This window comes from Flavobacterium sp. MMLR14_040 (assembly GCF_033657265.1).
Lineage (GTDB): Bacteria > Bacteroidota > Bacteroidia > Flavobacteriales > Flavobacteriaceae > Flavobacterium.
Genome location: NZ_JAWVWO010000008.1, coordinates 137,614 through 150,076 on the forward strand (window position 1 = coordinate 137,614; position 12,463 = coordinate 150,076).

Annotated in this window: 12 protein-coding genes and 1 other RNA gene; 6 read left to right on the forward strand and 7 right to left on the reverse strand. The window is 32.5% G+C overall.

Annotated features, from left to right (window positions below):
- Nucleotides 1-13: 13 nt before the first annotated feature.
- On the reverse strand, nt 14-1,051 hold the full coding sequence (locus SD960_RS12710) for a formimidoylglutamase (RefSeq protein WP_318803602.1): 1,038 nt from the start codon (nt 1,049-1,051) through the stop codon (nt 14-16).
- A 96-nt stretch (nt 1,052-1,147) separates the two neighbouring features.
- Here SD960_RS12710 and SD960_RS12715 point away from each other — a divergent pair, with 96 nt between their 5' ends.
- Nucleotides 1,148-2,026, forward strand: a complete 879-nt coding sequence (locus SD960_RS12715) for a hypothetical protein (RefSeq protein WP_318803604.1) — start codon at nt 1,148-1,150, stop codon at nt 2,024-2,026.
- 47 nt (nt 2,027-2,073) lie between these two features.
- On the opposite strand, the gene hutI is transcribed toward SD960_RS12715, so the two are convergent.
- Complete coding sequence (hutI, locus tag SD960_RS12720; RefSeq protein ID WP_318803606.1) at nt 2,074-3,312, reverse strand: imidazolonepropionase; 1,239 nt, start codon at nt 3,310-3,312, stop codon at nt 2,074-2,076.
- Nucleotides 3,313-3,423: 111 nt separating this feature from the next.
- Nucleotides 3,424-4,473, reverse strand: a complete 1,050-nt coding sequence (locus tag SD960_RS12725; protein WP_318803608.1) for a glutaminyl-peptide cyclotransferase — start codon at nt 4,471-4,473, stop codon at nt 3,424-3,426.
- 87 nt (nt 4,474-4,560) lie between these two features.
- On the opposite strand from SD960_RS12725, the gene ffs reads away from it, so the two are divergent.
- The 3 genes from ffs to SD960_RS12740 all read left to right on the forward strand — a co-directional run bounded on the left by ffs (nt 4,561) and on the right by SD960_RS12740 (nt 5,870).
- Nucleotides 4,561-4,658, forward strand: an RNA gene (gene ffs, locus SD960_RS12730) — signal recognition particle sRNA small type.
- Between the two features lie 67 nt (nt 4,659-4,725).
- The gene (locus SD960_RS12735; RefSeq protein WP_318803609.1) at nt 4,726-5,037 is read left to right on the forward strand and encodes a hypothetical protein; all 312 of its coding nucleotides are present in this window, start codon (nt 4,726-4,728) and stop codon (nt 5,035-5,037) included.
- 29 nt (nt 5,038-5,066) lie between these two features.
- Nucleotides 5,067-5,870 (forward strand): SDR family oxidoreductase, encoded by an 804-nt coding sequence (locus SD960_RS12740; RefSeq protein WP_318803611.1) that lies wholly within the window; start codon nt 5,067-5,069, stop codon nt 5,868-5,870.
- A gap of 133 nt (nt 5,871-6,003) precedes the next feature.
- Here the strand turns inward: SD960_RS12740 and SD960_RS12745 are convergent, their stop codons facing one another.
- Nucleotides 6,004-7,311: an ATP-binding protein gene (locus SD960_RS12745; RefSeq protein WP_318803613.1), complete on the reverse strand. Its 1,308-nt coding sequence runs from the start codon at nt 7,309-7,311 to the stop codon at nt 6,004-6,006.
- A gap of 248 nt (nt 7,312-7,559) precedes the next feature.
- Here SD960_RS12745 and fsa point away from each other — a divergent pair, with 248 nt between their 5' ends.
- Together fsa and SD960_RS12755 are read left to right on the forward strand one after the other, a co-directional pair.
- The gene (fsa, locus tag SD960_RS12750) at nt 7,560-8,216 is read left to right on the forward strand and encodes a fructose-6-phosphate aldolase (protein ID WP_042565033.1); all 657 of its coding nucleotides are present in this window, start codon (nt 7,560-7,562) and stop codon (nt 8,214-8,216) included.
- An 89-nt stretch (nt 8,217-8,305) separates the two neighbouring features.
- Nucleotides 8,306-8,800 carry a hypothetical protein gene (locus SD960_RS12755; RefSeq protein WP_318803614.1) on the forward strand — a complete coding sequence of 165 codons (495 nt, stop codon included), beginning with the start codon at nt 8,306-8,308 and terminating at the stop codon, nt 8,798-8,800.
- Between the two features lie 120 nt (nt 8,801-8,920).
- Here the strand turns inward: SD960_RS12755 and SD960_RS12760 are convergent, their stop codons facing one another.
- The 3 genes from SD960_RS12760 to SD960_RS12770 all read right to left on the reverse strand — a co-directional run bounded on the left by SD960_RS12760 (nt 8,921) and on the right by SD960_RS12770 (nt 12,279).
- Nucleotides 8,921-10,357, reverse strand: coding sequence for an MFS transporter (locus SD960_RS12760; protein WP_318803615.1), 1,437 nt, complete (start codon nt 10,355-10,357; stop codon nt 8,921-8,923).
- Between the two features lie 178 nt (nt 10,358-10,535).
- A complete protein-coding gene (locus SD960_RS12765) occupies nt 10,536-11,237 on the reverse strand; it encodes a LytR/AlgR family response regulator transcription factor (RefSeq protein ID WP_042565030.1) in 702 nt (233 codons plus the stop codon).
- Nucleotides 11,227-12,279: a sensor histidine kinase gene (locus SD960_RS12770; RefSeq protein ID WP_042565029.1), complete on the reverse strand. Its 1,053-nt coding sequence runs from the start codon at nt 12,277-12,279 to the stop codon at nt 11,227-11,229. Before SD960_RS12770 ends, SD960_RS12765 begins: the two co-directional genes overlap by 11 nt.
- Nucleotides 12,280-12,463 lie beyond the last annotated feature (184 nt).

Here is a 12,463-nt window from a genome sequence, read left to right on the forward strand (position 1 = left end):
CAGCTGATACAAGTTAAATTTTTTCGTTGTTTGCTTTTATGAAATCAGTAATTAAATAACCAATTAATTTTCCAATAAGATGATTATTTGGCGATTGATCTAAGTCTGGCGCACCTTCGCAAATGTGCAAATAGGCAGCATTTCTGTGCTGTCCAAAAAATGAAACAAACTGACGTAATTCTTCTATCGAAAACCCGCTGATTGTCATAGCACTGCTGGCAATATTCGGAATTGCATCCAGATCTATCTCGATGCCAAATGAATCTGTTTTGATAAATTCTAAAGCTAAAGCCATTTCTCTGTCGAAATCTTTTTCTTTGCGAATATTTACGCTATCGTAAGTATTGTAGCGTACACGATCTTCTAATTTTTTAATTATATCGAGAACACTTTTTGAAGTATAATTTTCATGAAGTCCAAAAATGAAATATTTTTTCAGGAAACCTTCTTCATACGCATAAGAAAATCCATTTCCACTATGGCGGCCTTCCAGAATCCTGAAATCTGAATGTGCATCAAAATTAATGGCGTTTATTGGTTTTCCTTTGGCTAAAGCCGAACCTTTAATATTTCCGTAAGCGTTGTTATGACCTCCTCCAATGATAATTGGTGTTTTTCCTGCCTTTATTATAGTAAAGATAATATGAGAAACTTCCTTATCAACTTTTTCAACAAGCTGACTTAATTTTGAGCGGTCATCAATATCATTAAAATCAAGGTTTTCCACATCACGCATTTCTGCAGCAACATTAATTTGTCCTAAAACAATAATCTGGCTGCCTTTGGCAAAACGGTTATGTTGTATGTTTGCAATGCTTTTTATGGCACTTTCCCATGCAGATGCCGTTCCGGGTCTTCCGTAATTAGCACGCACGCCAATATCTTCAGGAATTCCTAAAAGTACATATTTAGCTTCGCTCTCTTTTAAAAAATTGACCTTATCAACTCCATTTGGAATGATAATCATCTTTTCTCCAAACTTAATTTCACCACTTCTATGGTTGGTTACTTTAGCTAAATCATTAATAGTAAATGGGATTAGTTTCTCCATAAAAAAAATTATTGTTCAAAAATAATATAATTGTAGTAACTTACGTTATAACGATATATTAATTATTAAATTTGTTTTTAAGAAAATTATTAAAATATGGAAAACCCAAACAAAAACAACTCAAGTCTAAAGGCGGTAATCGCTGTTTTAGCAGTACTACTAATTGGAAGTTTAGTGTATATTTTTAAATTATCATCTGATACAGATGTAGTTAAAACTGAGCTTACCACAACTCTAACAGAAAAAGAATCTGTTATGAAAGATTTGCAGGAATTAAAAGCAACTTACGATGCTGCAATTGCAGAAAACACTTCAATGTCTGATGAATTAATTCAGGAGAGAGACAAAGTAGTAGCTTTGATGGATGATTTAAATAAATCTAAAGGAGATGTATCTAAATACAAAAATCAAGTTGCAGGGATGCAGGCTAAAATGAAAACTTTAGTTGCTGAAAACGATGAATTGAAAAAACAAAATGGTGTTTTAACAGTTCAAAGAGATAGTACTATTGTTGTTTTAGGAGAATCTAAAAAATTCAATGAGGTTTTAGTTGGTCAAAATGAAGAATTGGCTAAAACAGTTGAAAAAGGTTCTAAATTATCAATTTTGAATACAAAAACTGCAGCTTACAAATTGAAAAGCTCAGGAAAACAAATTGAAACTGATAAAGCAAGCCGTGCAGACGTTTTAAAAGTAAGTTTTACTATTGCTGAAAATCAAATTGCAAAATCTGGTGATAAAACGTATTATATTCAGGTTATCGATGCTAAAAACAATGTTTTAGGAGATAAGAAAACTGAAAGTTTTGGAGAAAACTCTTTAACTTACAGCTTTAAGAAAACAATACAATACGAAAACAAAACAGTACAGGTTTCTGAAGATTTACCAGGTAAAGACTTCGCTAAAGGAACTTATTTTATCAATGTTTTTGATAATGACGAGTTAGTTTCTAAAACTAGTTTTTCTTTAAGATAAGAATACTTTAAAAAGTAAAAATGAAGAGGAGTTTAACTCCTCTTTTTTTATGCTAAAATTTTACCCTCTACAAAAACACTTTCTATTAAATTACTACCAAAAGCATACGGAATTTGATAGTAAGATGAAATAGGTTTAGTAACGATAAGATTGGCTTTTTTTCCTTTTGTGATACTTCCATGAGTTTCAGAAATTCCCATTGCATATGCGCCATTTATTGTTGCTGCGTTAATAGCTTCTTCAGGAGTCATTTTCATTTTGATACAAGCCGTTGCCACTACAAAATTCATATTTCCAGATGGAGTAGAGCCAGGGTTGAAATCAGTTGCCAATGCAATTGATAAACCGGCTTTTATCATTTCGCGGGCAGGAGTGTACGGAATACTTAAAAAATAAGAACAGGAAGGCAAAGCCACAGGCATCGTTTCGGTGTCTTTTAAGGCTTCAATATCTTCCGGGTTCATAACTTCAAGATGATCGACAGAAAGGGCGTTAAATTTAATTCCAGCCTGAATTCCGCCAATAGAATTAAATTGATTCACATGGATTTTTGGCTTTAGGCCGAATTGAATTCCTGCTTCCATTATTTTTTCTGTTTCTTCAACAGAAAAATAACCCGTTTCGCAAAATACATCAATATAATCTGCCAGTTTATTTTGAGCAATCTCAGGAAGCATTTTGGTTATGATTTCATCAATGTAACCAGCTTTATTTTCTTTATAATGTACCGGAAATGCATGCGCACCTAAAAAAGTTGCTTTTATTTCAATAGGGTAATTTTGCGCCAATTTTTTAATAACGCGAAGCATTTTTAACTCTCCTTCAATAGTAAGTCCGTAACCGGATTTTATTTCAACGGCTCCTGTTCCTAAATGCATTACTTCTTCCAAACGAACTTTTGACTGCTCATAAATTTCTTCTTCGGAAGTTTCGTTTAATTTTTTAGCAGAGTTTAAAATTCCGCCGCCGCGATTGGCAATTTCTTCATAGGAGAATCCATTGATTCGGTCCACAAATTCCTGCTCACGATTTCCTGCATATACAATATGCGTATGGCTGTCGCACCAGGATGGTAAAACAATTTTACCTGTTGCGTCAATAATTTTATCTGCTTTGATTTCGGGAAGATTTTCCATCGAACCAAAATCAGCAATAAGATTATCTTTTATTACTAAAAATGCATTTTTTATAGTGGGAAGAACCGCCATTTCAGCACCCGAAACCTTAGAAACAGACGTTTCACGCACCTGAAGCAATTCTTTTATGTTGGTAATTAAAGTAATCATTATTAAGAAATTTAATTAGTGTAGTAATTATATAAAAACACGAATTTCACAAATTAACACTAATCAATTCGTGAAAATTTGTGAAATTCGTGTTTGTCTCTATGTGTAATCCTATTCTGAAACTGTTATTTCGAACATTTTTTCCCAGTATTTACCCGTTACAAAAATCGTTTTTGTTGCAGGATTATAAGCAATTCCGTTTAAAACTTCTGCTTCAGGATGCTTGATGAATTTGCGTAAACCAGACATATCCAGAATGCCTTCAACAGCTCCGGAAGTTGGATTTACAACCGCAATCGCATCTTTTTGCCAAACATTTGCATAGAATTTTCCGTCGATTAATTCTAGTTCATTCAGAACTTTAATTTTTGAAGTTCCGGAATAAACATTAATGTAGTCAATCATTTTTTGGGTTTCAGGATCCATTTTCCAGATTTTTTCCGTTCCATCAGAGCGATAAATATATTTATCATCGTGCGTCATTCCCCAGCCTTCAATATCTTTATCGTATTTAAAGGTTTTTTCCAGTTTAAGCGTTTTTGCATCATATATAAAACCAGTTTTTTCCTGCCAGGTTAATTGAAACAATTTTCCATTTATAAAAGTAATTCCTTCACCAAAATATTCTTTTGGAAGATCAACTTGCTGAATCACTTTTCCGGTTTTATAATCAACAGATCTAAAGTATGAATCTGCTTTTTGACCCGTACTTTCAAATAAAACACCGTCGTGAAATTCTAAACCTTCTGTAAAGGCTTTTGTATCGTGCGGATATGTATTTACGATTTTATATTTCAATAATTTTGGTTCAACATTCGAAACCAATTCGATTCTTTTTGTAGCATCAGATGAATCTCCGCCAAAATAAACGGTCGCTTTTAGATATTGATATCCTAATTTTTGATCTTTTAGTTCAAATTTAAACTTTTCATTTCCTTTCGTGCTTCCCACTTTTTTGTCATTAACAAAGTAAGCGACACTGTCAATTTCTTTCGAATTTGGGTTTAAAATTCCAATAGAAACTGATTCCTGAGACGAAAAATGAGCAGGAAAAGCGGAATCATCGATGTTAAATAAAGAATTTTCACCTTTTTTTGTATCTCCACATCCAATTAATGTGATTCCTAATAAAATGAAAGTTAGGAAGTTATATTTTTTCATAGTTAAAAATTTGAATAAGCCAATATACGACGATATTTTTATAGCAACAAGGTCTTGCAAAAATATAAAAAGATTGTATATTTGCACCGGCAAGTCCTACACGACCAGCTCCTGCAGACTCCCCCAGGATGGGAACATAGCAAGGGTACGTGGTTGAGCGGTGCGATGTAGGTCGCTTGCCATTTTTTATTTTATGCATCCTGAATTGTTTCAGGATTTTTTTTTATAATTAATTTAAATGTGGTCTTCCTTATGGAGGATTTTTTTATTTTTGGTACTGAGGAAAGTTGGATGAATTTTAAAACCTGTGGAGGGGTAAATAAATTTAACCGCAAAGCTCGCAAAGATTTTTTACTCTCAGCTTTTGTGAAAAGGCAAAGTTCGCAAAGCTTTGCGGACTTAGATTGTGTAAACACAACTTCAATCTTAATGAACTCTGCGAAAAACCTTTGTGTCCTCTGCGGTAAAAAAATTAACCGCAAAGCCAAATCAATACAAACCTTTGCGAACCCTGCGAAAACCTTTGTGTTCTCTGCGATAAAAAATAATTTAAAGATCTCTTAATTTATAACAAATAACCTAGTAACCATAATATGAATAAAGTCGTTTTAATTACCGGAGGATCATCAGGAATCGGAAAATCTATTGGAGAATTTTTGCATCAAAAAGGTTTCGTTGTGTATGGAACTAGTCGAAACCCTGAAAAAGTATTGAATTCTGTTTTTCCACTTGTGGCTTTAGATGTTCGAAATACGGAATCTATTAAATCGGCTGTAGCCAAAATTATTCAAAGTTCCGGTCGACTGGATATTGTAATTAACAATGCTGGTGTTGGAATTACAGGTCCTTTGGAAGAAATTCCGACAGAAGAAATCAAAAACAACTTCGAAACCAATTTTTTTGGACCAATAGAAGTGATGAAAGCGGTTTTGCCACAAATGCGTGAGCAAAAATCGGGTTTGATTATTAATATCACTTCAATTGCCGGTTACATGGGATTGCCGTACAGAAGTGTTTACTCTGCATCAAAAGGAGCTTTAGAATTAATTACCGAAGCTTTAAGAATGGAGGTAAAGTCTTTTGGAATTGAAATCACAAACGTAGCGCCTGGAGATTTTGCTACCAATATTGCTTCAGGACGTTATCATGCACCGGTTATTTCAGGTTCTGCTTATGAAAAAGTTTACGGTGATGTGCTTGCCACTATGAATGAACATGTGGATGCGGGAAGTAATCCAAATGAGATGGCTGAGGCAGTTTACAAAATTATTCAGCAAAAAAAACCGAATGTACATTATAAAGTGGGCGTCTTTATGCAAAAGTTTTCGATCGTTTTAAAACGCGCACTTCCGGATAAAATGTATGAAAAAATGCTAATGAACCATTATAAGTTATAGAAAATTTTTACCGCAAAGTGCGCAAAGATTTTTTACTACTAGCTTTTTTATAAAAAGGCAAAGTTCGCAAAGCTTTGTATATAAACTTTGCGAACCTTGCGTAAATCTTTGCGAACCTTGCGGTAAAAAAATATTACTCTAAAGGAATAAAAATATCAAATTTTGCTCCTTGATTTAAAATTCCTTCTGCTTTAATAAAGCCGTTATGGTTTTCTACAATTCTCTTTACTATTGTAAGTCCGATTCCGGTACTCTTCACTGGTTTTGTGTGTAATGCCTGAAAAAGTCCAAATATTTTGTCGTTATAAGATTGATCAAATCCAATGCCATTGTCTGCAATTGTTATTTGGTAATATTTGGTAAGAGGAGAAAGCTTTTCGAGTATCCCATTTGTGATTTTTGCTGAAACTGTAATGATTAAATCTCGATCAGGACTTGCAAATTTCATCGAATTATTGATCAAATTATAGAGAAGCTGTCTGAATTGAAATTCGATCACAGAAAGTTTTCCTAAATCTTGTATATCAAAAACTACATTTTTATTTTCAAACTCATCAGAAAGATCTTCGATAACATCTCTGGCAATTTCATTTAAATCTTTAATAACAAACTTTCTATCGTCAAATTTTGTTTTAGAATAAATTAAAAGGTCGTTAATTAGATTTTGCATTCTAAAAGCCGAAGTTTTTATTTTTTGAAAAGCATTTTTTCCTTTTTCAGATAAATTATCAGCTTCTTCCCGCTCAATACTATCGGTAAAAAGCTGAATTTTTCGCAAAGGTTCCTGCAAATCGTGGCTTGAAATATAATTGAAAGCTTCGAGCTCACTATTCATTTTTTCAAGCGAAATGTTTTTCTCGATAAGCTTTTTTTCTACAACAGATTTTAAACGCTCTGCATTTTGTTTTTCGTTTTGGGTTTTTTCAAGAAGATCATCTTTTTCCTTTAAAATGGTTTTGCTTTCGTTTGCCTCTTCAATACTTGTGATGTGAAATGAAATTAAATCAGCAAACAAATTAAACATCTGACTGACTTTAAATGTTTTTAATTCATTAGGTTTAGGGTCAATAGCGCAAAGTGTTCCGAAAAAACTCCCGTTTTTAAGTATAATTGGCACAGAAATATAGCTTTGAAGGCCGTACATTGCCGGGGTATGATGATCGCGAAAATCATCATCTTCGCTAACGTTATCAATTATAACGGCTTTTCTATTTTGCCTGATTTCATTGCAAATGGTTGTTTTTAGCTGTAATTCATCTCCTGGCTTTAAACCAAATGAAACGTTATCCTGAACACTACAGGTTATCCAGCGATCGTCTGTAACCCTTGCAATTGCAGCAAAACCCATTCCGGTCGTTTGGCATATTACATTTAATAAAGTTGGTACAATTGTAATATTCTGAATATTAGTAATGTCTTGTTGAAAATTCTCTTCTAGCACTTTTAAACTTATTTGAACTTTAAAAATACGATTTTTTAATGAAGCTTTTATAAAGAGGAATGTCAAAATGCAGAATTATTTTTAAGATTTTAATTTTGGGAAAATTATAAGTTGTAATTTTGCACCGAAATTTATGTAAGGTGAATAAACACTTTCTTTGTGACCTAAAAAGAACAAAAGATATAGCAAAACCGGATTACGGTTGCCGAAGAATCAAATAGAATCAACACAATTAAATAGATATAATTATGAAATTTTTTATTGACACAGCTAATTTAGCTCAAATTAAAGAAGCACAGGCTTTAGGTGTTTTGGATGGTGTAACGACTAATCCGTCATTAATGGCGAAAGAAGGAATTACAGGAAAAAACAATATCCTGAAACATTATGTTGACATCTGCAATCTTGTAGAAGGCGATGTAAGTGCTGAGGTAAATGCGTTGGATTATGATGGAATGATTAAAGAAGGTGAAGAATTAGCTGAATTGCATGATCAAATCGTAGTGAAACTGCCAATGACAAAAGAAGGTGTTATGGCTGCGAAATATTTCTCAGATAAAGGAATCAAAACAAATGTAACACTTGTATTTTCTGTAGGTCAGGCTCTTTTGGCTGCAAAAGCGGGAGCTACTTATGTTTCTCCATTTATTGGCCGTCTTGACGATGTTTCTACAGATGGTTTAAACTTAATTGAAGAAATTAGATTAGTTTATGATAACTACGGATATGAAACTCAAATTTTAGCTGCTTCTGTGCGTCATACAATGCATATTGTAAACTGCGCTAAAATTGGAGCTGATGTTATGACCGGACCACTTTCTGCAATTTACGGATTGTTGAAACACCCTTTAACTGATATTGGATTAGCTCAGTTTGTTGCTGATTTTGAGAAAGGAAACAAATAGTTTCTCTTAAATAAATAATTAAAAATCACCACTTTTGTAAGAAAGATGGTGATTTTTTTTATCTTTATGTGTCTCAAAAAGAACAACATATGAAAAAACTTATTCTAATTTTTGCTTTTTTGACAGTAAATATAACTGCAAATGCCCAAGCAAAAGTATTGACATCTGTAAACGAAGCCGGAGATGTGGCTACTTTTGAATTGGATTGTACTTCAAAATTCCAGACTTTGGCAAAAGGGTTACGTTATAATATTACACGTCACGAGTTTAGAGGTCCCGAAATGAAAAACACCTACCGATTATTATTGGTGATGGATGGTTTTTATTCAAACACATTAAATAATACAATGTCAATTTCGGCTGTTTTAAGTGACGGAACTGTTTTGGTTGCAAAAAAGACAATCGAAGAAGATGGTTATTTTGATGGAGCCTGTACGCTAAAAATCAAGGACCCAAAAGCGCTTTTAGAGAAGAATATTAATAAAGTTATTATTCATGCCGATAAAGATGTCGTATATACTTTATCGGAACAAAATAAAGCCGTTTTTAAAAAGAATTTAAGCAATATTATAAATGCGAAGTGAAAATTTAAACTCCAATTTTAGTTTTTAGAAAACTTATAATACATAGATTATAAAACAAAAATCCCAAATTCCAATCTGTAAATTGGAATTTTGGATTTTCTATATTGTTATTAAAGAAGCTTAGTGTCCTCCCGAAAGTTTTTTGTCAAAGTTAATTCCTTGTTTTTTAAGGATTCCGCTTACGCTCCATGCATAAAACGCAAGGTAAGCAAAACATAAGATACCTACAATGTAACTTGCTTGGATACCAATGAATTCAGAAACAAAACCTTGTAACCAGCTAATAACTCCACCACCCATAATCATCATGATTAGGAAGCTGCTTCCCTGACTTGTGTTTTTTCCTAATCCGCTTACTGCTAGTGTAAAGATACATGGCCAAAGCGTACTACAGAATAAACCAACACTTGTGAAAGCGTAAACACTCACAATACCGCTAGTCGACATTCCTATAGCTAAAGCAACAATTCCTAAAGCAGAGAAAATTAATAACATTCTCGCAGGATTTCCTTTACTTGCAATATCGGCAGCAATTAATACTAAAATGATTAATCCGTAGATGTAAAATGGTGTTAAATCGTGTTTTGCAATTGCATTTACAGCTAAAAATACCCCAAACGCTAAATATGGTGCTACAAAACGTAATATTTGTTGTAAACTGGCTTTATCAGTAAAAGCTTCGATAGCTCCTGTCCAACGGCCAATCATTAAACTTGCCCAATATAATGAGATATAAGGAGCAACTTCCTGAGTTAAAAACCCTAATTTGCTTTCCATGTATGCAGGTAAATTACTTGCAGTAGAAACTTCTACACCAACATAAAGAAAAATAGCGATCATTCCCATTACCAATTGTGGATATTGTAATGCAGAATTTTTTGCTGTTGCGCCATCATGTGCAATTTCTTCTTCGATTAGAGCCGGTCTGTCTGGCAATGAAGAGAATTTTAATAAAATAGCAACTAATAAAAAGGCTAAACCTAATATTAAGTAAGGAATTTTTACACTCTCGATACTTAAAGTAGATGATCCTGTGCTTGATCCGAAGATTGCAAAACTCACAATAAGCGGCCCGATTGTAGTACCCAAATTGTTAATTCCACCTGCTAAAGTCAAACGTTGAGATCCTGTTGTAATTGGTCCTAAAGCAATTGCTAAAGGGTTCGCAACGGTTTGCTGCAATGAAAAACCAAGTGCAACAATAAATAATCCAGATAACATTAAAGGAAAAGATCCTGTGTTTGCAGCCGGGTAAAATAATAATGTTCCAAGAGCAGAAATAAGTAAACCTAATGAAAGACCGTTTTTATATCCTATTCTGTTAACTAAATCTTCTTTGATTAAAGCGGAGATTCCCATATATATTAGCGATCCTACGGTGTAAGCGATATAAAAAGCTAAAGATACTAATTGACTTTCTCCTTGAGATAAGTTGAAGGCTGTTTTAAAAACAGGAATCAAGATGTCGTTACTTGCAGCGACAAAACCCCAAAAGAAGAATACGATAACTAGAGGAATAAACTGTCCCCACTTAGTTTGCACATTTTCTGAACTCATAATTGTGATAAGGTTAATTTTTTAATTTTATTGTTTTTTGAAGACCGTAAATATATTTGTTAAGTGTTTCAAAAAAAAATAAAAAGGCACAAATAATGTTAAATTTAAACCAACGGCATCATTTTTTCAACAATGTGTTAATTTTAACCTACTTAGAAAATGAAAAATGGAATTGTATTTACTCTAAAATTTTGTTTTTAACATCTTTACTGTAGTTTCTACCAATAGGAATCGTGTAAGATTGGATTTGTATGCGGTTTCCTTCGATTGATTTTACCTTATTTAGGGCGATAACGTACGATTTATGAATTCTTAAAAAGCGATCTGCCGGTAATTCTTCAGACAAAGAAGTGAGGGATTTATGGGTAATATAGGTTTTATCAGGCGTAACAACTTTAATATATTCTTTCATTCCTTCGATAAAAAGGATTTCTTCAATATTGATCTTCATCATTTTTTTATCAACCTTAATAAAAATATGAGAATCGCCTTTTGTGGTTTCGACCTTAATATTGTTTTTTAAATTGTATTCGGTTGTAATCTTGTTAATACACTTTATAAATCTTGGCAACGGAATGGGTTTTACTAAATAATCCAGAACATCAAGATCATAACTTTCGGCTGCAAACTCCCTAAAAGCCGTTGTGATAATGACTTTGGTTTTGTTTTCGATTAAACTAATTAATTCAAATCCTGTCATCATTGGCATATTGATATCTAAAAAGACAGCATCAACAGTTGTGCTGTTGATAAAATCAAGTGCTTCAAGAGAATTATTGAATGTTCCGATAACTTCAAAATCTGTAAAATTATTGAAATAATTTTGCAAGACTTTGATAGCCAAAGGCTCATCATCAATCAATACGCATTTAATCTTCATTATGAATAGGTATTTGCAAGCGGATTATATAGTAATTTAGTTTTGTTTTGTGTTTTAGGCTGAAGTCATTTTTATAAATTAATTTCAGTCTTTTTTTGGTATTGACCAATCCAATACCACTTTTTGGGTTAAGATTTTGTGAAATTACAAAATTATTTAAGATTTCAAAATCTAACCTTTTATTGTCAATAACTTTACAATTGATCTTGATTTTTAAGTTTTTATTGTTCAGTCCGCCATGTTTAAAGGCATTTTCTACTAGCGAAATAAAGATTAGCGGAGGCACAACAATATCTTCAATATCCGACTCAAGATTTATCGTAACTTCTACATTTTCAAAACGTAACTTCTCAATTTCAATATAATTCTGAATATAGTCTATTTCTTTTATCAAGGGAACAAATTTGGTTCCTTTTACATCATACAAGACATATTCCATCAAATTGGATAACTTAATAATTACATCAGGAACCTTATTTGAAGATTCTAATGATAAGGCATATAAATTATTTAAGGTATTGAAGAAAAAATGCGGCTGAATTTGATTCTCCAGATATTTCAATTTGATTTTAAACTGATTTTCTCTTAAGGATCTGTTTCTTTCTCTTTCCCTCAGCCAGGTTAAAGTCAGGTAAACAGATGATGCCATGGCCAATACATATAATTCGCCGATACAAACAGCAACAATATGATTGATTTCAAACGGATGATATTCTCTGTTGGCTTCAGGCCAAATATTTTCCGATATAATATAATAGGTAAGTGCGGTTTTTAATAAATAAATTCCGAATAGGCTTAAAATTAGCGCAAAAGTATATTGAATGTATTTCTGTTTAAGTACAAATTTCGGTACCAAAACAAAAAGATTAAAATAGACTAACGGAATGTGCAATGAAAATTCAATCAGGTTGGATTTGAATGAGTAAGGATAATCATTAAAGTAAGCTCCCCATCTTAAAAAGTTAAGAGTAAAGTAGCTTCCCCAAAACCAAATATGATTTTGCAGTTTTATTTCAAATTTTAATTTTTGAATTTCGTTCAATTTTGGTTATTGGGGGGTTAATATAATTATTCTTAAGAATAATATTTTGCAACTTTAAACAATTAGTTGGTAAAACGCAATTCTTTTGAATAAAATTTTACCAAAAATGGTATTTCGTCGATTATTTTTTAAAGGCATCGTTTTCGTAAAACGTATTATTGATTGTTTTATGTTGTTTGTTTAA

What these genes read in the sequence shown, in the direction of transcription:
- SD960_RS12710 (WP_318803602.1), bottom strand. Translation starts at nt 1,051, where the DNA reads ATGGAGAAACTAATCCCATTTACTATTAATGATTTAGCTAAAGTAACC.
- SD960_RS12715 (WP_318803604.1), top strand. Translation starts at nt 1,148, where the DNA reads ATGGAAAACCCAAACAAAAACAACTCAAGTCTAAAGGCGGTAATCGCT.
- hutI (WP_318803606.1), bottom strand. Translation starts at nt 3,312, where the DNA reads ATGATTACTTTAATTACCAACATAAAAGAATTGCTTCAGGTGCGTGAA.
- SD960_RS12725 (WP_318803608.1), bottom strand. Translation starts at nt 4,473, where the DNA reads ATGAAAAAATATAACTTCCTAACTTTCATTTTATTAGGAATCACATTA.
- SD960_RS12735 (WP_318803609.1), top strand. Translation starts at nt 4,726, where the DNA reads ATGGAGGATTTTTTTATTTTTGGTACTGAGGAAAGTTGGATGAATTTT.
- SD960_RS12740 (WP_318803611.1), top strand. Translation starts at nt 5,067, where the DNA reads ATGAATAAAGTCGTTTTAATTACCGGAGGATCATCAGGAATCGGAAAA.
- fsa (WP_042565033.1), top strand. Translation starts at nt 7,560, where the DNA reads ATGAAATTTTTTATTGACACAGCTAATTTAGCTCAAATTAAAGAAGCA.
- SD960_RS12755 (WP_318803614.1), top strand. Translation starts at nt 8,306, where the DNA reads ATGAAAAAACTTATTCTAATTTTTGCTTTTTTGACAGTAAATATAACT.
- SD960_RS12760 (WP_318803615.1), bottom strand. Translation starts at nt 10,357, where the DNA reads ATGAGTTCAGAAAATGTGCAAACTAAGTGGGGACAGTTTATTCCTCTA.
- SD960_RS12765 (WP_042565030.1), bottom strand. Translation starts at nt 11,237, where the DNA reads ATGAAGATTAAATGCGTATTGATTGATGATGAGCCTTTGGCTATCAAA.